The following is a 25,121-nucleotide window of genomic DNA, read 5'->3' on the forward strand; positions in this document are numbered from 1 at the left end:
TTAGCTTAAAGTACACCATGTTTCGACGATAAATTTCGCCGTTTTTTCAAATTGTTAAAGTATTTAACGTTCACGTAAAAATAGTGTTATGAGGCGCTTTTAACTAGAATATTAGTTACATTAGACGGTGAAAAACCAAACTACTTAATGATAACACGACTGCTCTCCCTATGCCTTTTAATGCTGATTTCCTCATACCTTAAAGCGCAAACTCCACACACCATTAAAGGCAAAACTATTGATACCGCATCAACAACGCTACTTTACAAAAGCTCCATTTCAGTTTTAAATGCAAAAGATTCTACTTTGGTAAAATTTACGCGTTCGGCAGAGAATGGAACATTTACCATTGGCGGCTTAAAAAACGGAAAGTTTATATTATTAGTTACCTATCCGAAATATGCTGATTTTGTTGAGGCCTTTACATTGGATTCGACCAGAGAGGTTAAAGATTTTAAGAATATCAACTTAACTGGGATGGCAAAAATTTTGGCCGATGTAATTATTAAAGGCAATAGAAATGCGATTAAGATTAAGGGCGATACTACCGAATTCGACCCTAAAGCCTACAACATTGAAGCTAATGCGAAAGTAGAAGATTTAATAAAGCAATTTCCAGGCTTTCAGGTTGACAAAGATGGTAAAATTACTGCGCAAGGCAAAAGTGTACCAAAGGTTTTGGTAGATGGTGAAGAATTTTTTGGTGATGACCCAACCTTGGTTACCAAGAACCTTCGTGCTGATATGGTAGAATCCGTTCAGCTTTATGATAAAGCGAGCGACCAGGCAAGCTTTACAGGTGTTGATGACGGTGAGAAAACCAAAACCCTAAACATAAAATTAAAAGAAGACAAAAAGAACGGATACTTCGGAAAGTTACAGGGTGGTATCGCCACAGATAAATTTTACACTGGTCAGGGTATGTTCAATAAATTTTGGGGCAAGAAGAAGTTCTCTGCCTACGGAATTTTCGGTAATACCGGAACAGTTGGTTTAGGCTGGGACGACCGCGATAAATATGGTGGCACAAATATGCAGGATAGTGATCAAGGTTACACGTTCTCGAGTGTCGGTAACGATGATTTTGATAATTATGATGGCCAGTACAATGGTGAGGGCATCCCTGTTGCACGCACCGGCGGCATACATTTCGATAGTAAATGGAATAAAGACAAGGAATCTTTAAACACGAATTATAAAATCGGTTCGATAAGAGTTACCGGAGAGAAAAATACAATTAATCAGAATAACTTATCGAATGGGGTAATTAATACCATTGCCAACCAGTACAACAGTAATGATATGTTTCGCCAGAAACTGGATTTCACCTACGAAGTTAAACTGGACACCACTTTTACCCTGAAGGTTAGTGTTGATGGAACGCTTAAAGAAAGTAATACTGACAATAAGTTTAACACGGTTACCCGCGATGGCAATAATGATTTGCTAAACTCTACAGACAGAACGCTACAAAATAATGTTGATGAGCAAGTGTTTAACATGAGCGCCTTGTTATCTAAACGGTTTAAGAAAAAAGGCCGAACACTATCCTTAAGTCTCATCGAATCCCTCAACAAAACCAATAGCGATGGATTTTTAAATTCTGACAATAAATTTTACAGTGCCGCGGGTACCCGCGATAGTCTGATAAACCAGAACAAAGTAAATAACATCACCAATAGCGCATTCAGATCCAATCTGGTGTATACAGAACCCTTGTCTAAAGCGCTTACCCTGGTTGTTAACTATGGTTTAAATGTAATGAATGGCAAATCGGACCGTAAATCTTTCAACCAATCGGCCAGTGGTAATTATGATATTTTAGATACGCAGTTCAGCAACGATTACGAACTTGATCAACTTATCAATCAGGGTGGGGCGATATTTAATTATAAGAAGGGAAAATCCGTAATCAACTTTGGTTCGAAATTAAGCGGCGTAAATTTTAAGCAGGCAGACCTTTATAACAACGTTACTTACAACAGGAACTTTATCAATTACATGCCGCAGGCATCTTTTCAATATCGTTTTTCTCAACAAAAATCGTTTAGACTAAGTTATAACGGCAATACCAATCAGCCAACGCTCGAGCAGATTCAGCCTATTCGCGTAAACACAGACCCATTAAATATTGTGCTTGGAAACCCGGATTTGAAACCATCTTTTAGAAGTAATTTTGCCGCAAGTTACAATTCTTACAAAATAATCAGCGACCAATCTATTTGGCTAAACGGCTCTTACGGGTTTGTTAACAATCCAATAGTAAGTGATGTGATTACGGACGCAACAACTGGTAAAAGCACTATCCGTTCGGTTAACATCGCTGATAAAACCCCGACTAATTTTTACTTATATGCCAACATGAGCAAGAAATTAAAACTTGCGGCCTTAAATATTGGCTTATCTGTAGGTGCAAACGGCAGCTCATCTTATAATTATATAAACAATGAGTTAAACAATACCAAAAACTATAGCTACCAGACTGGTGTAAGTTTGTCGAAATATGAAGATAAAAAATATAACTTTTATCTTCGTTTCGGTCCGACTTATAATATATCTCGAGCCAGTGTGGGGAATTTCGGTATCAGCGATGGTTGGGGAACAAATGGGTACTTTTATGGAAATGTGAAATTGCCTGCCAAGCTGGAAATTGGCACCGATGTTCAATATGAATTTAGAGGTAAAACGCAAAGGTTTAACGAAACTTTTGAGCGGGTACTTTGGAATGCATCAATAATAAAGAAATTTTTCAAAGCAGAAAATCTAAAATTGTTGCTAAGCGTTAACGATATTTTAAATCAGAATGTTGGCTTCGACAGATCGGCTTCCAATAGCAACATTTCGCAAACCAGTTACACAACTATTAAAAGGTATTTTATGTTCTCAGTAATCTGGGATTTTACAAAAATGGGTGGTACTGCTAAAACACAAAAATAATTATGAGAAACCTATATATAAATATACTGCTGTTTGCCGCTGTTTTATTTAGCGGAAATGCTTTGGCTCAAAATGCACACTTTGTAGAGCACGGTACGATAGAGTTCGAAAAACGATCGAATATGTATGCCATCATAAAAAAGAAGATTAATAAGGATAATGAAACTTATTATCTACCCGCTTTTGACCAATACAAAAAAACAAATCCGCAGTTTAAAGTGTCTAAAAGTACCCTGAGCTTTAACAGAAACAAAAGTATTTACAAATGGCAGCCGACCGATGAAGCTGCAGGCAATACCTGGCTTTCAAGAGACGCATTTGCTGATTTACGAAACACGATTTTGACTGACTTTGATAGCAATACCAGTTTAAGTCAGAAAAATGTTTACGAAGAACTCTACCTGGTAAAAGATAGTTTGCGAAAAATAAACTGGAAAATTACGGATGAAACAAGAGAAATTGCAGGTTACGATTGCCGCAGGGCGAATGCATTAATAATGGATTCTATCTACGTTGTTGCTTATTTTACCAATCAGATTGAGGTTTCGGGCGGCCCGGAATCTTTTACGGGGCTGCCCGGAATGATTTTAGGTTTAGCCTTGCCGCATGAAAATATGACTTGGTTTGCTACAAAAGTTACTGAAACAACCGTTCCTGAAAAAGATTTTTTACCGCCAACAAAAGGAAAATCGACAACCAATAAAGGTTTAAGTGCTATCATTACAGCAGCTTTGAAAGACTGGGGTCCCGAAGGCCTGTCAGAAGTTAAAGTCTATATGTTTTAAAGAACGTGATGAAAATCGTAAAATGTTGATCTATATCAACACAAATAATTTCAAAAAGCGAGTTTGAATGTATGATTACTTAGGGCAAACTTTAAATTTGCGGCATGGAAAATCCACAACAAAAATCCGAGTTATGTACTTTTTTGCAAAAAGTAAAGCAATTAAGGGGTTTCGGCGATATGAACTCATATAGCCTGGTTACTGAATTTAGATGCCTGGGAAATATTCCCGAATATAAAATCAGAACAATTATTGAAGATTTGTCTTCGCCAAAAACCTGGGATAACGGCAAATTGATATTTATAGAAACTGTTTTAGAAAACATCTTAGAAAACTAATTCCTGTTAAAGGCAAAAAATAATAAAACCTCCAAATAAAAACGTGGAGGTTTTTTTTGTGCGTTATTTTTAATTTACTGAAAAACAGCTATCTTCAAAAAAAACTTCCTTATTATGAAAAAGATTATCGCTGTTTGTTTCTGCCTCGCCATTTTTGTGGGGGCGAAAGCGCAAAAAAGTATTCCCGAAATTAAAGCTGGTACCGTAATGTCTGCCAGTGCTTTTGTTCAGGGACAAGAGTTTCCTTTGGTATTAACTGTTAAGAGCATTACTGCGCCGGTAAGCATTGGTTGGTCTGTTGATGGTTATGGCGATGGCGCTTTCGAAATGAGCGAAAAAGCAGTAGAAAGCGGAACTCAGCTTGCAGCAGTTACGCAGCCCGCTTTAGGGGTTACCAAGTTAGGAGATACAGAAACATTTGGAATTATCTCTAAAGCCGCTTTTAAAATGCTGAGTGAAACCAAGGCATTTACTTATGGCGGCCAAAAATTTAAAGTTAAGTCGCCGGATACCGGAGTTGTTAAAATAAGTGGGAAAGAGATTGATGTTTTTCACGTGGTTAGTGAAGATGGGAAACAGGAATTGTGGATTATGAATAGTGCTGCTTTTCCGTTCATTGTTCAATCTGTAGGCCAGGCAACAGATATTACCATAACTGAAATTAAGTAGTTTTGATTGTGAAAAAATAAAAAGCCCGAAAGGGCTTTTTTAATTTCAAAGCATTATTTTTACGCCAATTATGGAAAACGACAAAAAAGAAATATTCGATAACGTAGCACAACGTTTAAAAATTGAAGGTTTTAATGTAGTAAACCGCGATGAAACCCGGCCTTGGGGTGGTTTCTTTGTAATTGATGAAGCTCAGGCCCAACAATTCGCCGATACTTATTTTGATGGATTAGATGTAGAAGGTTTGAAAATAGGCGGTAAATTGAGTCCGAAAATTTTAATTGTTGCACCAAATACACGCCTTTCGTGGCAATACCATCACCGCAGAGCCGAAATTTGGCAAGTAGTAACCGGAACAGTTGGCATTAAAACCAGCGAAACGGATGAAGAAGGAGACGTAAAAAAATATGCTCCGAAACAGCAAATAAAATTGCAGCAAGGCGAACGCCACCGTTTAATTGGTTTAGATGACTGGGGCGTTGTAGCAGAAATCTGGCAACATACTGATGCCTCAAACCCTTCAGATGAAAGCGACATCGTTAGAGTTCAGGACGATTTCGGCAGGTAAAAAATATTTTCAAATCCTGTTCCGGCTCTTGGAACAGGATTATTTGCATTTTAACATTAGCTCAATATGATGGTTTCAAGGCCATCAAAAACTAAACGTAGCTTTTTTACGTTTATTAAGTATACACACAATACATGATCATTTTCATTTTTTTTCTTTGCCATTGGTTCTTATCCCTTTTTAGTCAAACCTTTTTTCTTCACCGCTATTCATCGCATAAAATGTTTAAGATGGAGCCTTTCTGGGAGAAATTCTTTTACCTGGTTTTACTTATTTCCCAAGGTTCTTCTTTTCTAAATCCAAGGGCTTACGCAATTCTGCACCGTATGCACCATGCATACAGCGATACCGAAAAAGATCCGCATTCACCTCATTTCTTTAAAGATGTTTTCGGGATGATGATTGCAACCAAAAACATGTACATGAACTATTTGCAGTTTAAAATTCAACCTGAGCCTGCTTTTCAGGGCAATTATCCGGAATGGCCAATTGTGGATAAAATTGGAAATTCCTGGTTATGGAGAATTGGCTGCGGCTTATTTTATATCGGTTTCTACCTTATTTTTGCCAACCATTGGTGGTTATTTATTTTGTTGCCGGTTCATTTTTTAATGGGACCATTGCATGGTGCCATTGTAAACTGGTGCGGACACAAATATGGTTACGCTAACCATGATAACGAAGACCATAGTAAAAATTCGTTACCCTGGGATTTCCTTTTGATGGGGGAGTTGTTTCAGAATAATCACCATAAAAAGCCAAACAGTCCGAATTTTGCAACCAAATGGTGGGAGTTTGACCCTACCTACCCGGTAATGAAGGTATTGCACTGGATGAAGATTATTAAGATTAGAAAAGTTTAGTTTAATAAGCTGGATAAAGCTTGGCGATGTTTAAATAATGGGCACGGATATTTTTCGTTTTGGCCTGCACTGGCTCCTGTTATTTAAACCCGACAAAAGCGGGCACGAAGCGTAGCGAAGTAACGCGGATGGCGGGGCTTTCGGAGCCGATTTTAAATATACCTTGCTTTTCGAAAAAAGAACATTAAATCTCATCCTATGATAAATTTTCTCAAGATTATTTTCTCTGCACTATTGATTTTCATGTGCTACAAAGTTATTTCAACTTCGCTTGAAAGTAATCTGTTTGAGCAATGGGATTTTCTCGGCGGTATTCCCTGGATGAGGGCAACGCTTTGGGATTTTTATGCTAACATCTTCATCATTACCCTTTGGATGTTTTATAAAGAAAAAAGCATTATTCTTAAAATCTCTATCACAATTTTGTTCGTATGTTTAGGAAGTATTGCCACTCTTGCCTATGTTTTAGTTCATTTGTTTAAGCTAAAAGAGGGCGAGGGAATAAAAGAATTGCTCGTAAAAAGGTAGCAGGTATAAGGTTGAAGGTGGAGGGTAAAACCTTGGCGGCAATCCGTTACTCAAATCTTGAGCATAAACCTAAACCTTACATGGATTACCAACATTTACTGTTAATTGCCCTCATATCTTTAATCGCTTGTTGCACCATTATGGCCTTGGTTTGGCTTTGGGCCAAGCGAATTAAAAATGCCGGCGTTGTTGATGTTTTCTGGGCGCTGAATTTCCCGGTAATAGCACTGATAACTTTCTTCCTATCCGAAGGTTTTGAAGCCCGGAGAATTTTAATCTGCTCTGTATTTATTATCGCTGAACTGAGATTGGGTATCCATTTGTGGCAGCGGGTAATTGGTCATTTACATGAAGAGGAGGGTCGATATCAGCAACTTCGCAGTGAGTGGGGCGAAAAAGCCGACAGGAATTTTTTCATTTTCTTCCAGTTTCAGGCCATCTCTAACGTGTTGCTCGCTATACCTTTTTTTATCATTGCAGCAAATACGGCTACCGAGATTTCGGCTTTAGAGTACCTCGGATTAGCGGTTTGGATAATTGCTTTTCTTGGCGAAATGGTAGCCGACAGACAACTTGCGGCATTTAAAAAAGACCCGAAAAATAAAGGCAAGGTTTGCAGCACCGGTTTGTGGTACTTCAGCCGCCATCCAAACTACTTTTTCGAATGGTTAAGCTGGATGGCATACTTCATATTTGCCCTGGCGTCGCCGTGGGGAATTTTAGCCGTTATCAGTCCGGCGATAATTTTATATTTATTAACCAAAGTAACCGGCGTTCCGAATAACGAGGAGCAAAATTTAAGAAGCAAACCCCAGGCTTACAAAGAATACCAGAAAACTACCAGTGCCTTTTTTCCATGGTTCAAGAAATCTTAAACCCTTCACCTTACAACCCTTTTTACCTTAATATATGTGGTACGATAAACTTTTAGAAAACGACAAATTGCCCGATACCGCGTTGCGTTTGGGAATTAGAAAGCTTTGCAAACAGCGCCTGGATGACGAAACGCTGGGCGACGAAGAGTTGCAACAGGAAAAATTTATGGATTTGGTTGATGAATTAAAGCAGTCGCCAATTGCCGTGAATACCGCTGAAGCAAACGAGCAACACTATGAATTACCTACCGAGTTTTTTCAGTATTGCCTTGGCAAAAACCTAAAATACAGTAGTGGTTACTGGAAACCCGGCGTAAAAGATATAGATACTTCGGAAGATGATATGTTAGCCTTAACTTGCAAGCGAGCCGATTTGCAAAGCGGACAAAATGTGCTGGAACTTGGCTGCGGCTGGGGTTCTTTGTCGCTTTATATGTCGGCAAAATTCCCGAAAAGCACTTTTACGGTTGTTTCAAATTCAGCAACACAGAAAGTTTTTATCGATGAAACTGCGAGGCAACGAGGCATTCAAAACTTAACGGTTTTAACCGCCGACATGAATACCTTTAACATTGCAGACAGTTTCGACAGAATTGTTTCGGTTGAGATGTTTGAGCACATGCGCAACTATAAATTTTTGCTTAATAAAGTAGCCGGTTTCTTAAAGGCTGATGGTAAACTCTTCGTTCATATTTTTACCCATAAAACATTAGCCTACAAATTTGAGGTAATTGACGAAACCGATTGGATGAGTAAATATTTCTTTACCGGTGGAATTATGCCCTCAAATCATTTGTTTTTTTACTTTAACGATGATTTAAAAATCGACAAACACTGGGTTGTAAATGGAAGTAATTATGGCAAAACGGCTGAAGCCTGGCTAAGCAATATGGACAAGCACAAGAAGGAAATTATGCCGCTGCTGGAAAATACGTATGGTAAAGACGAGGCCGTAAAATGGTGGGTTTACTGGCGCTTATTTTACATGAGTTGTGCAGAATTGTTTAATTACAATAAAGGCAATGAATGGATGGTTTGCCATTACTTATTCGAAAAAAAATAATTAACAGTTAAGGTTGGTTGCCGGAAACTGAAGCGACCGGTTAACAGCCACGCTTAATTATCAGCATCAATATTTTGGAGGCTACTTACTAAAAAATCATTCATCTATTTTAAACCCTCAATTCAGTTTATATTATGCAAAAACTCGCCATTATTGGCTCCGGAATAGCAGGCATGGGATGCGCCCACAAGCTCCAAAACAAGTACGACATTACCGTTTTTGAGCAGGCAGATTATATTGGCGGTCATACCAATACAATTACACTCCAGGAAGCGGATGAAGCGGGGACGGGAGCAGAAAAAAACATCTACCTTGATAGTGGTTTCATGGTTTTTAACTATCAAACGTATCCTAATTTAACTGAAATGTTCGCCGAAATTGGTGCGCCGGTTATTAAAACAGATATGTCTTTCAGTGTTCAGTTTTTGCCTAAAAAACTGGAATATAGCGGCTCGGGATTGAACCATTTATTTGCCCAACGCAAAAATTTATTTAATTTGTCTTACCTAAAAATGTTGATGCAGATTAACCGTTTCAACAAGCAAAGCGTAGAAATTTTAGACAAGCCTGAATATCAAAATTACTCCATCGGCAGGTTTTTTAAAGAATTTGGCTATAGCGATGATATGCTTTGGCAATATTTAATTCCGATGAGCGCCGCGGTTTGGAGTGCACCTATGGAACAAATTCTAGATTTCCCTGCTGTTACATTAATCAGGTTTTTCAAAAACCATGGTTTTTTAGGCCTCGATACTCAGCACCAATGGTACACGTTGGAAAACGGCAGCCAATCTTACCGCGAAAAATTAATTGCACCTTTCAGAGATAGAATTAAAATTAATAACAAAATTGTTTCTGTAAAAAGATTACAACATGGAACAGTTGAAGTGGAGAATGCCAGTGGCGAAAAGTTTGAATTTGATAAAGTTATTATGGCTAGTCATGCCGACCAGACTTTCCAAATTGTAAAAGATAAAACAGCTTTAGAAACTGAATTGCTTTCGAAATTTAAATACCAGCTTAACAAAGCAGTTGTGCATACCGATGAAAAGCAAATGCCAAAGGCGAAATTAGCATGGAGCAGTTGGAACTATAGGGTAGAAAAACAAGGTGAAAAATTGTTGCCGAGCACCATTTATTGGATGAATAACTTACAAGGCGTTTCAAAGAAAAACAACTACTTTGTTTCAATAAATCCATCAGCAACGTTAAATTCTGATAAGGTGATTAAAGAAATCGATTATCATCACCCATTGTTTGATGTTCCGGCAATGCAGGCACAAGAAAGGTTGCACGAGCTAAATCAAAACGGACCTGTGTATTATTGCGGTAGTTATTTTAAATATGGTTTCCACGAAGATGCGTACAAGAGTGCAGTGGATTTGTGCAAAGGCCTCTAGTTTGATTTTGCTGCCGTTCTGAGCGCAGGGAGGTAATTTTGCTCCAAATTACGCACTATGCTACATCCGGCGCCGTCGTACTTAAGCCGACGGATAATAAGAAAATATTGTAGATTAAGAATTAAATGTCTGTAACTCCACACTTCACATCAAGCATTTATACTGCGAAAGTTATGCATCATCGCCTTGCGCCAAAGAAGCATTCTTTTTGGTACAATGTATATATGTTTTACATCGATTTGGATGAGCTGGACTTAATATCAGAAAAACTTCGATGGTTCAGCCGGAATAGATTTAATCTTTTCTCTTTCAAAGATGCCGAACATTTGCAGTTACCAGCAGAAAATCCCGATAAGACCAAGAGCACCCGCCAACATATGGAAGATTACCTTAAGCAAAACGGTGTTGAGGGAAAGGACCTGAAGATAAAATTGCTGACCAATCTGAATGTTTTGGGATATAATTTTAATCCTGTTTCTTTCTATTTCTGCTTCGATGAAACCGAGAAACCAGTTTGCTGCGTTGCAGAAATTAGCAATACTTACCGCGAGATGAAACTTTTCTTTTTCGGACAGGAAGAATTAAAGGGAGATGTGTTTAAAAAGATTACCACAAAATATTTTTATGTATCGCCGTTTATAGACCACGATGATTCCTTCGATTTTAGTTTAAAAGTACCTGGTGACAAACTCGAAATAAAAATCGATGACCTTGATAAAAACGGTAACAAGTTTTTTATCAGTACTTTGTTTGGGAAGCGCCAGCCACTAACGAATGGTGCGTTAATAGGATATTTCTGTTCAATTCCTTTCATCCCTTTGCAAATAATGGGCATGATTCACTGGCAGGCTTTACGTTTATGGCTAAAAAAACTATCTTTTCATCCGAAGGCAAAAAACCCTGAACTGCAACGCAACGTATATAAACCTTACAAACCACAAACAAAATAGATTTAGAAGATTATGAATACGCTTGCTGCTACTAAAACATCAACAGGTTTTTTCGAAAAAGTGGTGCTTAACGCACTTTCAAAAATGACGCTGGGAAAACTGGAACTTACCTTAACAAGTGGGGAGGTATTGATCTTCGGCGATGGTGAAGACAAGATTTCTGCCAATATCCAGGTTAACCACCCCGATTTTTTTAAATCGATAGCGCTTTATGGCGATATCGGTTTTGGCGAGGGCTACACCTCCGGACTCTGGGATACCACCAACATAACAAATGTGGTGAAATGGGTGCTGTTAAACATCGAAAACGCACCTTCGGTTACCGGTAGCAAAGTAAAATCGGTGGCGCTTAACGTTTTTAAAGTTCTAAACAAACTTACGCATGTACGCCGGGCAAACACGCTTGCAGGCGCTCAAAAAAATATTTCGGAGCATTACGATTTAAACAACGATTTCTTCTCAACCTTTTTAGATAAAACGATGACCTATTCTAGCGGTTATTTTTTGGATGAGAGTGTTGGCTTAGAAGAATCACAATATGCCAAATACGATAGACTGGCAAAGCAGTTAAAAATTAAACCTACTGATCATGTACTTGAGATTGGTAGTGGGTGGGGTGGAAATGCGATTTTTCTGGCAAAAAATTACGGCTGCCAGGTAACTTCTGTAACCATATCAAAAGAGCAGCAAAAACTGGCCATTGAGCGTGTTAAAGAAGCAGACTTGGAAGATAAAGTGTCTATAATTCTTCAGGATTACCGCAACATAGAAGGTACTTTCGATAAAATCGTTTCTATCGAAATGCTTGAGGCCGTTGGCCATCAGTATTTAGAAACGTATTTTGAAAAGTGCCAGTCCCTCTTAAAACAAGATGGTATTTTTGCTCTGCAGGTAATTACTTCGCCAGATAGCAGATACGATAAGTTAAGAAATGGAGTAGATTGGATTCAAAAGCATATTTTCCCCGGCTCGCTTTTACCATCGGTTGCTGCGATAAACAAAGCGGTTAACAACACCGGTGATTTAACGCTGGTTGATTTAAAGGATATGGGTTTAGATTACGCTAAAACACTTCACCTTTGGTACATAGAATTTAATAAACACCTCGATAAAGTAAAGGCTTTGGGTTTTGATGATAATTTTATCCGTAAATGGAATTACTACCTGAACTATTGCGAAGCAGCTTTCGCCATGCGAAATATTAATGTAATGCAACTCGTTTACACCAGGCCAAATAATACTTCGAGGTAAAAAAAAATAATTTTGCGGCACAATTACGTTGCTTTCGCAGAAAACGACTGAATGGATGAGGAGCAAATGGCTCTTCGTCCATTTTTTTTGCCATTATCCTTTCTGCTCATTGAGCTTTTCGCTTAACAGTCTGATATTTCCGATCATATTTACCGATAAAAGTCGCACCTTTGCCGACCAAATAACCTGCTTTGCGTAAAAACTATTTTGTTGACATGTAACAAATTGCAATTTGCGCAGACTAATTACAAAATACTATTTATTAACATGAAACGAATTCTACTACTAACCTTCATCCTGGGAATATTTTTTAATGCTCAAGCTCAATTTGGAATGGGAGGTGCTCAAAAAGCGACTGTTTCAGGTCGTGTTTCGATTACAATTTTAGATTCTGCCAACAAAAAACCAATAGATTATGCAACCATTTCTTTACTAAAAGTTAAGGATAATAAATCTGTTAATGGTGGCGTAACGGATGATAAAGGAAAATTGGTGCTTCAAAACGTTGCTCCTGATGCCTATAAACTAGTGATTGGTTTTATGGGCTATCGCACGAAATCAATTTTGGTAACAACAACGCCGGCCAAGCCAGATGTTAACCTTGGTAACGTTTTAATTTCATCAACAGAAAATAACCTGGCCGATGTACAGGTTACCGGAACCAAGGCAATTATCGAAAATAAAATTGATAGAATGGTTTATAACGCTGAGGCAGATGGAACAAATGCCGGTGGTGATGCTACCGATGTAATGCGTAAGGTGCCAATGCTATCTGTTGATCCGACAGGTAATATCCAGCTTCGTGGCGGTGCTGTCCGTGTCTTAATAAACGGTAAGCCTTCTGGTACGATGGCTAGTAGTGTTGCTGATGCATTAAAAATGATACCTGCTGAGCAGATTAAAACAGTTGAAGTAATAACAAGCCCGTCTGCAAAATACGATGCAGAAGGATCTGGCGGTATTATCAACATCATCACCAAAAAATCAAATGCGCAAGGAGTAAGTGGTTCGGTAAACGCAGCAGCTGGTACACGCCAAAACAATGGTTCTTTTAACTTAACTGCTAAAACCGGGCGCTTAAGTGTTAATACGAGTATAGGTACAAACCTGGCTTATGCACAGAGATCTCAAACAGAATTCATCACTAATACAACTTATTTAAACGGAACAACCAATAATATTTCTCAAAGTGGGTTTTCGAAATGGAGCCGCAATGGTTATAATGGAAGTTTCGGCCTCGATTACGATTTCAACGCTTACAACAACATTAGTACAACTGTAAAATTGAATAGCTTTTCGAACGGCGGTCCGAGCGAAACCAACTACCTTATAAATAACTTGGCGGCTTCCAATATTGGTGATATGGATATGACGTTCAGAAATTTAGACTGGAACGTGGATTATAGAAAAACCAGTAAAAAAGAAGGAGAAGAATTTTCTGTTTCCGCACAATTATCTACAGGCCGCACGCCAACGAGCTTTAGTAACTTGCTTACCTCGGCAGTTTATCCAACGGGTTTACTTACGATAAGCAATAATACAGGTAAAAATAATGAGTATACTTTTCAAACAGATTATACCTATCCGTTTAATAAAAAGACAACTTTAGAAGTTGGTGCAAAAGCAATTTTGCGTGATATTCAAAGTCAGTTCGACAATAGCGCCCAAGATTTTGAGTACAACCAAAACGTTGGTGCCGCTTACGGTGTAATTAGTTTCGATTTAACTAAGAAACTAAAGTTTAAAGGGGGTGTAAGAGCTGAATATACCCGAATTGACTTTAACACGCAAACAAGTGGAATTCAAAAAAATGATTATCTGAACTTGTTTCCAAGTGCGATAATTTCTCAAAATTTAAAAGGTGGCGGTACAATTAAACTTAGCTATAACCGTCGCGTACAAAGGCCTTCGCAATCTTATCTAAACCCTTTCCGTAATGAAAGCGACCAGTTTAACATTATGCAGGGTAACCCACAATTAAGCCCTGAGTTAAGTGATAATTTAGAGTTGGGATACAATACTTTTATTAAAGGGTCGATAATTAATGCATCGATTTTCTACCGCCGCACAAGTGATGTTATCGAAAATTCGATTTCGCCGATAACTGAAAATGGCGTAAATAAAACGCTTACATCATATATAAACGTTGGTACTGCACCAGTTTATGGTTTCAACGTTTTCGCATCTTACAATCCTAAACCAAAATGGACTTTGATGACTAACTTTTCCGGAAATACTTATTCGGTAGTGAATAACACAACCAATGTAAATACCGGTACGTTTTTCAATTTTAACTGGTTTGTGCGTTCGGCTTATGGTTTCGGTAAAGGTTTTAACTTCGAGTTATTTAATGTAATCACTTCTAAAAGACGTACATATCAAGGTGTTACCGACCCTTTCTATATTTACGGTGCATCCCTCAAAAAAGAAATATTTAAGAAAAAAGGAAGTATTGGTTTAGGAACCCTGAATCCGTTTACCCGCGATTTGCATATCAAAACAATCAATAATGCGGTAAACCAAACAGGCACAATTTACCAAAGCCAGAATATTTATTACCCGCTGCGTAACTACACGCTAAACTTTAGTTATACTTTTGGTAAGCTTAAATTTACGGAGAAAAAGAAAATTAAAAACGACGATATTAAGCAAGACCAGCAGCAACAAGGTGGCGGTATGGGTGGCGTACAACAATAAGTTTAAAAACCCAATCGAATATAAATTAAGAACTCCCGGTTTTAACCGGGAGTTTTTTTTATTTCTTTTTTACTCTTTTCAAAATCATTAAACTCAGCGGATTCATCGGATAACCGCTAATATTATTTTGCAGCATAACCACCGATTGATCATAAAATACAGGAACTACAGGCGAATAATCCATCACCATTTGGTCCATCTGGCGATACAACTTAAAACGCTTTTCGTTATCAGGCTCGTAATAACTTTCTTCGAATAGTTTGTCGAATGCTTTATTATAAAAGGCTGTATAGTTTGGTCCGTATGGAACCTTATTTTTTGAATAAAACATTGAAAGGTAATTTTCTCCGTCGGCATAATCCGCAATCCAGCTTCCACGGAAGAAGTTTACATTATTTTTCGACATCAAATCCCTTAAGCTTGCACTTGGACTTACATCAATCTTAGTTTTGATGCCTATTGCACTTAACTCACCCTGGATAAATTCAATTAAATCTTTATAGGTTGTGGTGGTGTTCAAAGTGATTTCAGGTAAGCCTTTGCCTTCCGGGAAACCGGCTTCGGTAAGCAGTTTTGCGGCAAGTTTTGGATTGTAATGATAGCCATGTACCGCGGCGCTATCAAAACCTGGCATCCCTTTGGGAATAAAACCAGACGTTGCCGCAATGCCAATGCCGTTTCTTAGGTACTTAATCAGCTTATCTCTATCAATTGAATAATTTATTGCCTGCCTGACTTTTTTAAACCTTAGTGGCGAATTTTTAACGATATCTAATGTGGAATCTACCAGAATGCCAACGTACTCGGTGCAAAGATACGGGCCTTTTCTCAGCGTAAACTTGCCTTTATATTTTGAAGTCATTTTTCCACTTTTCGTTAAAATATCGTCCCGATAACTTCCATCAACACTATAGTAAAAGTCCAGATCTTTTTTCAGAAAACTCATAAATCCACTTTGCTTATCCGTTATAAATGAAGCTTTTAGTGCATCAATATAAGGCATTTGTTGCCCATTCAAATCTTTTTCCCAGTAGTGCTCGTTCTTTAAAAGCACTAAAATTTCGCCTTCCTTCCAGTATTTAAACTTAAAAGGGCCGGTTCCAACGGGGTGGCTTCGAAAATCTTTTCCATAATGCTCTACAACTTCTTTTGGTACAACAGAGCAGTACTGAGAGGTAAGCAAACTCATAAAAGGTGGGAAAGGGCGAACGAGTTTAATCTGGAAAGTAGAATCATTTAAGGCGATAAAATTTCGCTCATCTTTTACTTTGTCGCTAAAAATCCACCCGCCAGATGAGGCAATTTTTGGGTCTATCAAACGATAAAAACTGTAGGCAAAATCGCTGGCTACAACTTTTCTCCCTTTGCCGTTTTTAAAAATCGGGTCGTCGTGGAAGTATACATCATTTCGAAGGTTAAAGGTATAAGTTAAGGCATCTTTTGAAATTTGCCAGCTTTTAGCAATTGCGGGCACGGTTTGCAGGTTAGCATCTATCTGTACTAAGCCATTAAAAACCTGGTTAGTCATCCAGATGGCATTTTGATTGCGTGCAAACGCGGGATCTAAAGAAGTTAGCCCCTGATCCAAATTAATATTGAAAATCTTTTTGTTTTTATTGTCTGCCGGTTCTTTGCATGAAATGAAAATAATGCTGTAAAAAATCCAAAATATATATTTAAATGAGCCTCGCATGCGGTAAGGAATGTTATTTTTGCACAAATTAATAAATTTAATGGAGATGTCTTTTTTAAACGATTTATTTATTGGCCTCGACGGCACCAAGCAGGAAGATTTACAGGAACGTTTAGCTATTGTTGAGCATAAAATTAAGTTTATGGATAAAATGCCTGTTGCCTTGCTCGATGTGAATAATAACCCAGGTTATATTTTATCGGAAGAAATTACGCTCGCCGGTGGGCTGTTGGAAACTGACGTTTTTAATGCTGCTTTCGTAATTTATTACCAGCCTGGAAAAACCTTGACAGATTTAATGCGTGAAATTCCCGCCAGTTTAAATGCCGATTGGCAGGCGGTAAAGAACAACAGGATAATTTTATTAAACGATGATGTAAATCGTGGTCGTTCTGCAGAAAATGCAGTTTCTTTAATCGAAGATATAGCAGAAATGATTCATCCAGGCTCGTTCATTTTCGGGCACGAGGGCGATAAATGGATTAGATTCGGCGCTTAGTCAGTAAAAATAAGGTTGATATTTGGTTTGGTACCGCTCACTTAGCGAAATCGTTAGTTAAATTTGGCCAAAGCCTGAATTAGAATTGAATAAACTTGTCAATCTGTTCATTTGTAAACTTAAGGGTATCCTCTTTAATTAAGTTTCCTTCAGCATCTAACTCTGTTTTAATGTTTGGAATGTGTATGCGCAGGGGTAAAACATTCAAATGTACATAATGGCAAACACCGGTAAAATGGTCAACGCCTCTAATGTTTCCGTATTTTCCTGATGATATGCCAACCAGAGCAGCTTTTTTGTCGTAAAAGCTATCCGGGAATGTCGAAGCATCAATCAAAACCTTTAAAACACCAGGATAACTGCCATTATACTCCGGCATCACAAATAAAAATTTGTTTGTATCGTTTATCAAATCCTGAATTTTCTGAAAAGCCGGCGAACGTTTGCCATACATATCTGTATTTAACACATCAGGTGGTAAATGTTCCAGACTTAATAAGTTAGCGTCTAAGCCCTTGATTTTAAGTTGCTGCCGGTAATACTTGGCAACTTTTAACGTATTGCTATTCGGTCTGTTCGTGGCAGCTATAATGGTAATCATGGATAAATTGTTAATAAGATGTTTAAAACGCAGATGCCCTAATTGCTAAAATTGCCATATAGTTTGTATCTTAGCTGATTGAGAAAAAGGGCGTAGACAACGCAAAAATAGAACTTTTTGTCGATTAATAAGCATGTGTTATTTTCCAATAAATAAGCGTTAAGTAAATTTCTGATACATAGATGAGCAAAATTATTGCATTAGCAAATCAAAAAGGTGGTGTTGGTAAAACAACCTCGTCAATAAACCTCGCTGCCAGTCTGGCTGTGCTAGAATACAAAACTCTATTAGTGGATGCTGACCCCCAGGCCAATTCGACTTCGGGTATTGGTTTCGACCCAAGAAATATTAAAGACAGTATTTACGAATGTATCATCAATGATATTGACCCGCTACAGGCAATTCAGAAAACTGATACCCCCAATTTGGATTTATTGCCGGCGCATATAGACCTTGTTGGCGCCGAAATTGAGATGATTAACCTAAATAACCGCGAATACAAAATGAAAGCGGTGTTGGAAAAAATCAAAGATCAATATGATTTTATCATTATAGATTGTTCTCCATCGCTGGGTTTAATTACAATTAATGCACTTACAGCAGCAGACTCTGTTATCATTCCGGTTCAGTGCGAATATTTCGCTCTCGAAGGTTTAGGAAAACTGTTAAATACAATTAAAATTGTTCAAAACCGTTTAAATCCTGAATTGGAAATTGAAGGTATTTTGCTAACCATGTATGACGTGCGTTTGCGTTTATCAAACCAGGTTGTAGAAGAGGTAAGAACTCATTTCCATGAATTGGTCTTCGATACAATTATTCAGCGCAACACCCGTTTAAGTGAAGCACCGAGTTACGGCGTTTCGGTAATTATGCACGATGCTAATTGCAAAGGCGCAATTAATTACCTAAATCTTGCACGTGAAATCGTTAAGAAAAACGGCTTGCTAAAAGAGGAAGAAAACATTGATACAGCAACTTTATAAATTATAGATGACATCTTTTCAGCGAAAAACAGGTTTAGGAAGAGGGTTAAGTGCGCTTTTAGATGACAGCGAATCTGCTCATCCGCCCAAACAGCAGGTAAATGCCGTTAGCGAAACTGAACAGATTGGTAACATTAGCCATGTAAGTTTAACTGAAGTTGAAACCAACCCATACCAGCCTCGAACCGAGTTTGACCAGGTTGCATTAAACGAACTTGCCGATTCAATTAAAATTCAGGGTTTAATACAGCCAATTACCGTTAGAAAAATTGGTGCCAATAAATATCAGCTGATTTCTGGTGAGCGAAGGTTCAGAGCATCGAAACTTGCCGGCTTAACGCAGGTTCCTGCATACATTCGTAGTGCTAACGACCAGCAGATGTTGGAAATGGCATTAATCGAAAACATTCAGAGAGAGAACCTGAATGCAATTGAAGTTGCTTTGAGTTTTCAGCGCATGATTGACGAAGTGGGCCTAAAGCAAGAGCAGTTAGGCGAACGCGTTGGCAAAAATCGGACAACCGTTACAAACTATCTACGTTTACTGAAACTTCCGCCAGCGATTCAGGCCTCCATACGCGACCAAAGAATTTCTATGGGCCACGCAAGGGCTTTAATTAGTGTTGATGGCGTTGACAAACAATTGTTTATTCACCAGGAAATTTTAGACAAAGGTTTATCTGTTCGGAAAGTGGAAGAACTGGTTCGAAACTTGCAGCATGCCCCGCTTAAAATAGAAGATAAGCCAAAAGCAAAAAGTGCATCTTTCCAGTATCAGAAACTTCAGGATGATTTAGCTTCAAAATTTGCTACCCGCGTAAAACTAAAGGTAAGTCAGAATGGCAAAGGCGCAATAGAAATTCCTTTTGTTAGTGATGATGACCTCAACAGAATTTTAGAATTATTAGATTGGTAATGCTAAAAGCTAAGCGGTTAATATTTCTTTCAATACCAGCACTTTTGTTTGTAAATCTGGCTTCTGCCCAGGTTAGGGATACTGTTTTAAAGCCATTAGATACAACGCGGGCAGTTATTCAAAGGCCGGTAAGGATTGATTCATCTTCCAAAAAACAAGATACGGCAAAAGTTAAATACATTAATCCGGGTAAAATTGCCGGCCGGAAAGCTATTTTTAAATCGCTGATTATTCCCGGTTGGGGGCAACTGTATAACAACCAGTTATTAAACGACAAGCTAAATGCCCGGGGCGAAAAAGCCGGTCATTTCTGGCAGAAAACGTATACCTTAAGTAAAGTTGGTATCATTTATGGTGGTTTTACGCTTCTCACGCTTTCCTACATCGACAACAGAAGCAATTATAAAATATTTCTGAAAGAAGCGCAGGTTAGGGCATTTAACAAACTAACAACCGACCCAACAAAGAAGCAACCTGTTAACCCCGATTTGGTTCGTTATGGTGATGCCAATGTTACTGACGCTCAGGCCATTTATAAAAGAAATACCCAAATCATTATCTTTTCGTACTTCGCAGTTTATGCAGTGCAGGTTATAGACGCTTATGTTGCAGCAAGGTTAAATTTCTTTAATATTGATGATTCAGTTGCGATAAAAATTACACCATCCTTAATGACTAACCCAAATTCGATGTATGGTTTTAACACTATGCCGGCTTTGAAAGTCTCTTTAAGGTTTTAACTTGATAAATAAATAATCATCTAATGAAAATTGCGCTTTTAGGATATGGCAAGATGGGGCAGATTATAGAGAAATTTGCTCTAGAACGTGGCCACGAAATCGTTTTAAAAATTTCAATTGATAACCAGGAAGATCTAACCCGTCAGAATTTAAAGGCTGCAGACGTAGCCATTGATTTTAGTACACCAGATTCTGTTTTGAACAACATTTATACCTGTTTTGATGCAAATGTGCCCGTTGTAGTGGGTACAACAGGTTGGTATGGTAAATTGCAGGAAGTAAAAAACGAATGCAATACATCCAACAATACATTGCTTTATGGTTCAAACTTTAGCATTGGGGTTAATTTATTTTTTAAATTGAACCAAACACTGGCTAAACTCATGAATAATTACCCTGCTTATGAGGTTCAGGTCGAAGAAATTCACCATACGCAGAAATTAGATTCGCCAAGCGGAACCGCAATTACAATTGCAGAAGGCATTGTGGATAACCTGGACAGAAAATCTGAATGGTTAAATGAGGTTGTAGGCACAAACGTAGAGGTTTTTCCAACGAACGAACAACTTCTTATCGAATCGCATAGAATTGAAAATATCCCCGGCACCCATACGGTAATTTACAGTAGTGAAGTTGATGAAATTGAAATTAAACATACCGCACACAGCAGAGCAGGTTTTGCTTTAGGAGCCGTTGTAGCGGCAGAATGGCTGGAAAATAAAAAAGGATTTTTTAGTATTACTGATATCTTTGAATAACGCTGAAAGCGAGAACGCAAAGCGCAAAAATAAATCAAATTGGTACAGATACATATTTGTTGTAACCATACCGAATAAAAAAACAGATAACAGGTAACCGTTTATGCAATTAATCAGTTAACCAACTAAACATAAAATATGAATTATAAATTCTGGCAGAAGAAAACGGATGCCAATAAGAAGAAGAAAACCAAAACCCGCGAATGGGTTGATGCAATTGTTTTTGCGGTAGTAGCGGCAACAATTATCAGGGTGTTTTTTATTGAGGCTTACACCATTCCATCTGGATCTATGGAACGTTCGTTGCTCATCGGCGACTTCCTGTTTGTGAGCAAAGTGAATTACGGCGCCCGTATTCCGATGACGCCTGTTGCATTTCCTTTCGCCCACCACACCATGCCGCTTACTACTTCTACAAAAGCCTATTGGGACGGCGTACAATGGAAATACCATCGTCTGCCAGGTTTATCTGACGTGAAAAGAAATGACGTGGTGGTATTTAACTTCCCCGAAGGTGATACTGTAGCAGTTGAAGATCAGGTTTCAAATTACTATGATTTGAAACGGCAGTTCGGCCGCGAAGCTGTGAATAGCCGGTTTACAATTATTAGTCGCCCGGTTGATAAACGTGAAAATTTTATTAAAAGGTGCATTGGGATTTCCGGCGATGTTATCAGCATGAAAAACGGTGTGGCAAATGTAAATGGCAAAGATGAGCCCTTAAAAAGCACCGGCATGATGCCTTACCGCCTCATTTTTAAAACGATGGATTTTAACTACTCAGCACTTGATGAGTTTAAATTAGACCTTGGAAATAATCCTGCAATAGCTCCAAATACCTATGTGGTAAATATTTCTCCTGAAATGGCAGATGAGTTGAGGGCCTTGGATTTTGTAAAAAGTGTAAATATGGATGCCGCAACCAGTGCGGAGATTGAAGCCGGTGGCGTTTTTCCGCATGATCCGAAGCGGGTTTGGAACCGCGATAACTTTGGCCCTATTAAAATTCCTGCAAAGGGATGGACGGTTAAAATTGACAGCAATACTATGCCATTATATTACCGGGCCATTAGAACCTATGAAGGCAATAAAGTAGAGCAAAAAGGGAATGATTGGTATATAAATGATAAAATCGCGACTTCCTACACTTTTAAAATGAACTATTTCTGGATGATGGGCGATAATCGCCACAATTCTGCAGATTCTCGGTATTGGGGTTTTGTGCCAGAAGATCACATTGTGGGTAAAGCATTGTTTATCTGGATGAGTTGGGATAGCGAAGCATCATTTCTGCATAAAATACGCTGGAGCCGATTGCTTAGAGGTATTCATTAACCATACAAACGATACTTGAAAGCGGGGGACATAAAGTCACCCGCTTTTTTTGTGCTTAACTTTAATGATACTAGGCGGTGTAACAAAGCTTTAAGTCGGGTATCTAAGATTTGTGTTGTTTATATGCACCAAAAAGAACTAAACTAATCTTTATGAAATGGAAATTTTGGCAAAAAGAAACAGATGGCAATAAAAAGAAGAAAACCAAAACGCGTGAGTGGGTTGATGCCATTGTTTTTGCAGTTGTAGCTGCAACTATAATCCGCGTTTTTTTTATTGAAGCTTATACCATTCCCTCCGGTTCAATGGAGCGGTCTTTGTTAATCGGCGATTTTCTGTTTGTAAGCAAAGTAAACTACGGCGCCAGGATTCCGATGACACCCGTAGCTTTTCCCTTTGCACACCACACCATGCCAATAACCGGAACCAAAGCCTACTGGGATGGTGTTCAGTGGCAATATCGCCGTTTGCCTGGATTATCAGAAATTAAAAGAAATGATATTGTGGTTTTCAATTTGCCGGTTGGCGATACCGTGGCACTTGAAAATCAGGAAACCAGCTATTACACGCTGCTACGCCAATCAGATTGGAAAGCGGTTAATAGCCAATACACAATTACCAGCCGCCCTGTTGATAAAAGGGAAAATATAATAAAAAGATGCATCGGCATTTCCGGCGACGTAGTTAGTATGAAAAATGGTGTTGTTAGCATTAACGGCAAACAGGAACTGTTGAAGAACACCGGGCAAATGCCTTACAAGATAGAAACGAAAACTACTGATATAAACTTTGACGTATTTAAGGATCTCGGCTTCAGAATTGGTGAGATGCAACAGGTTAATGCAAATACATATGTTGCAAATGGAACTGAAGAAATGGCTCAGAAGTTAAGAAAGCTGGACTTTATAAAATCGGCTGAGCTTTTTGTAAAACCTCCGTCTGTAAACGATGGCGACCTTTTCCCATTGGATACAAACCGGAAATGGAATGTGGACAACTTCGGTCCGGTTAAAATTCCGGCCAAGGGTTGGACAGTTAAAATTGATAGCAACACGATGCCATTGTATTATCGGGCAATAAGAACTTACGAAGGAAACAAGGTTGAGCAAAGAAATAATGTTTGGTACATTAATGACAAGGTGGCAACCAGCTACACTTTTAAAATGAATTACTACTGGATGATGGGCGATAACCGGCATAACTCCATTGATTCCCGATACTGGGGCTTTCTGCCGGAAGATCACGTTGTTGGTAAGGCGCTGTTTATTTGGATGAGCTGGGATAGTACGGCTTCTTTATTAAATAAAATAAGATGGGGTAGGTTGCTTCGGGGGATCCACTAGCATTTATGCAAAATTAAAAAAGGCCTTAAGTAATTTAAAGCCTTTTTTATTTGGATAAAAAACTTTAAAAAAAAATTATTAAGTTTACACTTCTTTTCTAAAAAATTATTAAGTTTGTTTACAAATCCAAATAGATGTCTGTAATAACTGAGAAAAACCAGCGGTTAAGGGCCAATATTATTAAGCATCTATACTATAAAAAAGTATTATCGTTAACTGCTTTGAGTAAGCTTACTCAAAAAAGCGTGCCTCTGGTTACGTCCTCTGTTAACAGTTTAATTGCAGAAGGTTTTATCCTTGAACAGGGTTTAGCGCCTTCAACCGGCGGCAGGCGGGCATCAACATTTCTATTAAACCCATCCCACAACAAATATCTCGTTGCCGTAGCTATGGATCAGCTCATTACCCGGCTAATCATTTATGATTTGTCTGGCAAGGCGATATTACCAGTACAACACCTTGAATTTAACGTTGAGAAGGATGATCTTGACGGTTTAATAAAGTTTATTGAAAACAGTATAAATGCTTCCAAAATAGACCGTAAATATTTACTCGGGATTGGTATTGGGATGCCCGGATTTGTGAATGTAGAAACCGGGGCAAATAATTCTTACCTGAAAACTAAAGATGGAAGCACCTTACAAAGCTACCTGAAGAACGCGTTGAAGCTTCCGGTTTTTATAGATAATGATTCAAGCTTAATTGCCCTTGCAGAACTAAATTTTGGCGAGGCAGTTGGGCGTAAACATGTTATGGTTGTAAACATTGGCTGGGGTACAGGTTTGGGAATGATAATTAACGGGCAGCTTTACAGAGGTAGCAGTGGTTACGCCGGTGAGTTTAGCCATATACCACTCTCAGATAGCGACAATCTTTGCTCTTGCGGCAAGAGGGGCTGTTTAGAAGTTGACACTTCTTTACTTGTTATGGCTGATAATGCAGAAAAGGCCTTATTGAATGGCGCAGAATCGAGTATGCAAGAACTGTTTAAAGATAAAAGCAAACATAACGGAGACCATTTTTTAGCTGCAGTAAATGCCCAGGACCCGTTAGCAATATCTATTTTATCGAAAGCTGCCTTTAAAATTGGCAAAGGCTTATCAACTTTAATTCATATCCTTAACCCGGAATGTATTGTTCTTAGCGGCAGAGGCGCGAAAGCAGGAAAAATGTTAATTCCCTCAATTCAACAAGCGATAAACGAATTCTGTATTCCGCGTATTGCGGAACAAACAACCATTAAAATCTCGAACTTATCTGATGAAGCAGAATTACTTGCTGCAGCCAGCTTAATCATAGAAAATAGTTTATTTAAATAAATTCAAA

At 38.4% G+C, this 25,121-nt stretch carries 23 protein-coding genes; 21 read left to right on the forward strand and 2 right to left on the reverse strand.

The annotated features are described in order from the left end of the window. The first annotated feature begins 147 nt into the window (after positions 1-147). The 13 genes from ASG14_RS05710 (at position 148) to ASG14_RS05770 (ending at position 14,924) form a co-directional block, all read left to right on the forward strand. A complete protein-coding gene (locus ASG14_RS05710; protein WP_056870024.1) occupies positions 148-2,937 on the forward strand; it encodes an outer membrane beta-barrel family protein in 2,790 nt (929 codons plus the stop codon). A gap of 2 nt (positions 2,938-2,939) precedes the next feature. Then, entirely contained in the window at positions 2,940-3,722 is a 783-nt protein-coding gene (locus tag ASG14_RS05715; protein WP_056870025.1) for a GLPGLI family protein, read from the forward strand. Positions 3,723-3,826: 104 nt separating this feature from the next. Continuing rightward, positions 3,827-4,060, forward strand: a complete 234-nt coding sequence (locus tag ASG14_RS05720; protein ID WP_056870026.1) for a hypothetical protein — start codon at positions 3,827-3,829, stop codon at positions 4,058-4,060. 114 nt (positions 4,061-4,174) lie between these two features. Then, positions 4,175-4,729 carry a hypothetical protein gene (locus ASG14_RS05725; protein ID WP_056870027.1) on the forward strand — a complete coding sequence of 185 codons (555 nt, stop codon included), beginning with the start codon at positions 4,175-4,177 and terminating at the stop codon, positions 4,727-4,729. A gap of 70 nt (positions 4,730-4,799) precedes the next feature. Further along, a complete protein-coding gene (locus ASG14_RS05730; RefSeq protein ID WP_056870028.1) occupies positions 4,800-5,297 on the forward strand; it encodes a phosphoheptose isomerase in 498 nt (165 codons plus the stop codon). A 134-nt stretch (positions 5,298-5,431) separates the two neighbouring features. Continuing rightward, positions 5,432-6,160 carry an acyl-CoA desaturase gene (locus ASG14_RS05735; RefSeq protein WP_056870029.1) on the forward strand — a complete coding sequence of 243 codons (729 nt, stop codon included), beginning with the start codon at positions 5,432-5,434 and terminating at the stop codon, positions 6,158-6,160. A gap of 198 nt (positions 6,161-6,358) precedes the next feature. Then, positions 6,359-6,688 carry a DUF1475 family protein gene (locus tag ASG14_RS05740; RefSeq protein ID WP_082491358.1) on the forward strand — a complete coding sequence of 110 codons (330 nt, stop codon included), beginning with the start codon at positions 6,359-6,361 and terminating at the stop codon, positions 6,686-6,688. A gap of 80 nt (positions 6,689-6,768) precedes the next feature. Continuing rightward, the gene (locus ASG14_RS05745; RefSeq protein ID WP_056870257.1) at positions 6,769-7,563 is read left to right on the forward strand and encodes a DUF1295 domain-containing protein; all 795 of its coding nucleotides are present in this window, start codon (positions 6,769-6,771) and stop codon (positions 7,561-7,563) included. 34 nt (positions 7,564-7,597) lie between these two features. Continuing rightward, the gene (locus ASG14_RS05750; protein WP_056870031.1) at positions 7,598-8,626 is read left to right on the forward strand and encodes a cyclopropane-fatty-acyl-phospholipid synthase family protein; all 1,029 of its coding nucleotides are present in this window, start codon (positions 7,598-7,600) and stop codon (positions 8,624-8,626) included. Positions 8,627-8,760: 134 nt separating this feature from the next. Next, complete coding sequence (locus ASG14_RS05755) at positions 8,761-10,026, forward strand: NAD(P)/FAD-dependent oxidoreductase (protein WP_082491362.1); 1,266 nt, start codon at positions 8,761-8,763, stop codon at positions 10,024-10,026. Positions 10,027-10,151: 125 nt separating this feature from the next. Beyond that, complete coding sequence (locus tag ASG14_RS05760; RefSeq protein ID WP_082491363.1) at positions 10,152-10,976, forward strand: DUF1365 domain-containing protein; 825 nt, start codon at positions 10,152-10,154, stop codon at positions 10,974-10,976. Between the two features lie 12 nt (positions 10,977-10,988). Then, positions 10,989-12,227, forward strand: coding sequence for a cyclopropane-fatty-acyl-phospholipid synthase family protein (locus tag ASG14_RS05765; RefSeq protein WP_082491364.1), 1,239 nt, complete (start codon positions 10,989-10,991; stop codon positions 12,225-12,227). Positions 12,228-12,494: 267 nt separating this feature from the next. Next, positions 12,495-14,924, forward strand: a complete 2,430-nt coding sequence (locus ASG14_RS05770; RefSeq protein WP_056870034.1) for a TonB-dependent receptor domain-containing protein — start codon at positions 12,495-12,497, stop codon at positions 14,922-14,924. Between the two features lie 58 nt (positions 14,925-14,982). Here the strand turns inward: ASG14_RS05770 and ASG14_RS05775 are convergent, their stop codons facing one another. Continuing rightward, entirely contained in the window at positions 14,983-16,452 is a 1,470-nt protein-coding gene (locus ASG14_RS05775) for an ABC transporter substrate-binding protein (protein ID WP_235528526.1), read from the reverse strand. 211 nt (positions 16,453-16,663) lie between these two features. Between ASG14_RS05775 and ASG14_RS05780 the strand changes: the two genes are divergently transcribed. Beyond that, positions 16,664-17,116 carry a hypothetical protein gene (locus tag ASG14_RS05780; protein ID WP_056870036.1) on the forward strand — a complete coding sequence of 151 codons (453 nt, stop codon included), beginning with the start codon at positions 16,664-16,666 and terminating at the stop codon, positions 17,114-17,116. Positions 17,117-17,195: 79 nt separating this feature from the next. On the opposite strand, the gene ASG14_RS05785 is transcribed toward ASG14_RS05780, so the two are convergent. Continuing rightward, positions 17,196-17,717: an NADPH-dependent FMN reductase gene (locus ASG14_RS05785; RefSeq protein WP_056870037.1), complete on the reverse strand. Its 522-nt coding sequence runs from the start codon at positions 17,715-17,717 to the stop codon at positions 17,196-17,198. 182 nt (positions 17,718-17,899) lie between these two features. On the opposite strand from ASG14_RS05785, the gene ASG14_RS05790 reads away from it, so the two are divergent. From ASG14_RS05790 to ASG14_RS05820, 7 genes are all read left to right on the forward strand, one after another. After that, positions 17,900-18,703, forward strand: a complete 804-nt coding sequence (locus tag ASG14_RS05790; RefSeq protein ID WP_056870038.1) for a ParA family protein — start codon at positions 17,900-17,902, stop codon at positions 18,701-18,703. 7 nt (positions 18,704-18,710) lie between these two features. Continuing rightward, a complete protein-coding gene (locus ASG14_RS05795) occupies positions 18,711-19,619 on the forward strand; it encodes a ParB/RepB/Spo0J family partition protein (RefSeq protein ID WP_056870039.1) in 909 nt (302 codons plus the stop codon). Continuing rightward, a complete protein-coding gene (locus tag ASG14_RS05800; RefSeq protein WP_056870040.1) occupies positions 19,619-20,359 on the forward strand; it encodes a DUF5683 domain-containing protein in 741 nt (246 codons plus the stop codon). Before ASG14_RS05795 ends, ASG14_RS05800 begins: the two co-directional genes overlap by 1 nt. Before the next feature lie 23 nt (positions 20,360-20,382). Further along, positions 20,383-21,117 (forward strand): 4-hydroxy-tetrahydrodipicolinate reductase, encoded by a 735-nt coding sequence (gene dapB, locus ASG14_RS05805; protein ID WP_056870041.1) that lies wholly within the window; start codon positions 20,383-20,385, stop codon positions 21,115-21,117. Positions 21,118-21,255: 138 nt separating this feature from the next. Continuing rightward, entirely contained in the window at positions 21,256-22,452 is a 1,197-nt protein-coding gene (gene lepB / locus ASG14_RS05810; RefSeq protein WP_056870042.1) for a signal peptidase I, read from the forward strand. 152 nt (positions 22,453-22,604) lie between these two features. Continuing rightward, the gene (gene lepB, locus ASG14_RS05815; protein ID WP_056870043.1) at positions 22,605-23,795 is read left to right on the forward strand and encodes a signal peptidase I; all 1,191 of its coding nucleotides are present in this window, start codon (positions 22,605-22,607) and stop codon (positions 23,793-23,795) included. 134 nt (positions 23,796-23,929) lie between these two features. Continuing rightward, positions 23,930-25,114: an ROK family protein gene (locus ASG14_RS05820; RefSeq protein ID WP_082491366.1), complete on the forward strand. Its 1,185-nt coding sequence runs from the start codon at positions 23,930-23,932 to the stop codon at positions 25,112-25,114. The last annotated feature ends 7 nt before the right edge of the window (positions 25,115-25,121 follow it).

This window comes from Pedobacter sp. Leaf194 (genome assembly GCF_001423945.1).
Lineage (GTDB): Bacteria > Bacteroidota > Bacteroidia > Sphingobacteriales > Sphingobacteriaceae > Pedobacter.

Coding starts and splice junctions, on each gene's coding strand:
- ASG14_RS05775 (WP_235528526.1), bottom strand. CDS start 16,452: ATGACTAACCAGGTTTTTAATGGCTTAGTACAGATAGATGCTAACCTG.
- ASG14_RS05750 (WP_056870031.1), top strand. CDS start 7,598: ATGTGGTACGATAAACTTTTAGAAAACGACAAATTGCCCGATACCGCG.
- ASG14_RS05765 (WP_082491364.1), top strand. CDS start 10,989: ATGAATACGCTTGCTGCTACTAAAACATCAACAGGTTTTTTCGAAAAA.
- ASG14_RS05735 (WP_056870029.1), top strand. CDS start 5,432: ATGATCATTTTCATTTTTTTTCTTTGCCATTGGTTCTTATCCCTTTTT.
- ASG14_RS05800 (WP_056870040.1), top strand. CDS start 19,619: ATGCTAAAAGCTAAGCGGTTAATATTTCTTTCAATACCAGCACTTTTG.
- ASG14_RS05715 (WP_056870025.1), top strand. CDS start 2,940: ATGAGAAACCTATATATAAATATACTGCTGTTTGCCGCTGTTTTATTT.
- ASG14_RS05710 (WP_056870024.1), top strand. CDS start 148: ATGATAACACGACTGCTCTCCCTATGCCTTTTAATGCTGATTTCCTCA.
- ASG14_RS05820 (WP_082491366.1), top strand. CDS start 23,930: ATGTCTGTAATAACTGAGAAAAACCAGCGGTTAAGGGCCAATATTATT.
- lepB (WP_056870042.1), top strand. CDS start 21,256: ATGAATTATAAATTCTGGCAGAAGAAAACGGATGCCAATAAGAAGAAG.
- ASG14_RS05785 (WP_056870037.1), bottom strand. CDS start 17,717: ATGATTACCATTATAGCTGCCACGAACAGACCGAATAGCAATACGTTA.
- ASG14_RS05730 (WP_056870028.1), top strand. CDS start 4,800: ATGGAAAACGACAAAAAAGAAATATTCGATAACGTAGCACAACGTTTA.
- ASG14_RS05770 (WP_056870034.1), top strand. CDS start 12,495: ATGAAACGAATTCTACTACTAACCTTCATCCTGGGAATATTTTTTAAT.
- ASG14_RS05795 (WP_056870039.1), top strand. CDS start 18,711: ATGACATCTTTTCAGCGAAAAACAGGTTTAGGAAGAGGGTTAAGTGCG.
- ASG14_RS05720 (WP_056870026.1), top strand. CDS start 3,827: ATGGAAAATCCACAACAAAAATCCGAGTTATGTACTTTTTTGCAAAAA.
- ASG14_RS05780 (WP_056870036.1), top strand. CDS start 16,664: ATGTCTTTTTTAAACGATTTATTTATTGGCCTCGACGGCACCAAGCAG.
- ASG14_RS05725 (WP_056870027.1), top strand. CDS start 4,175: ATGAAAAAGATTATCGCTGTTTGTTTCTGCCTCGCCATTTTTGTGGGG.
- ASG14_RS05760 (WP_082491363.1), top strand. CDS start 10,152: ATGTCTGTAACTCCACACTTCACATCAAGCATTTATACTGCGAAAGTT.
- ASG14_RS05740 (WP_082491358.1), top strand. CDS start 6,359: ATGATAAATTTTCTCAAGATTATTTTCTCTGCACTATTGATTTTCATG.
- ASG14_RS05745 (WP_056870257.1), top strand. CDS start 6,769: ATGGATTACCAACATTTACTGTTAATTGCCCTCATATCTTTAATCGCT.
- ASG14_RS05790 (WP_056870038.1), top strand. CDS start 17,900: ATGAGCAAAATTATTGCATTAGCAAATCAAAAAGGTGGTGTTGGTAAA.
- ASG14_RS05755 (WP_082491362.1), top strand. CDS start 8,761: ATGCAAAAACTCGCCATTATTGGCTCCGGAATAGCAGGCATGGGATGC.
- dapB (WP_056870041.1), top strand. CDS start 20,383: ATGAAAATTGCGCTTTTAGGATATGGCAAGATGGGGCAGATTATAGAG.
- lepB (WP_056870043.1), top strand. CDS start 22,605: ATGAAATGGAAATTTTGGCAAAAAGAAACAGATGGCAATAAAAAGAAG.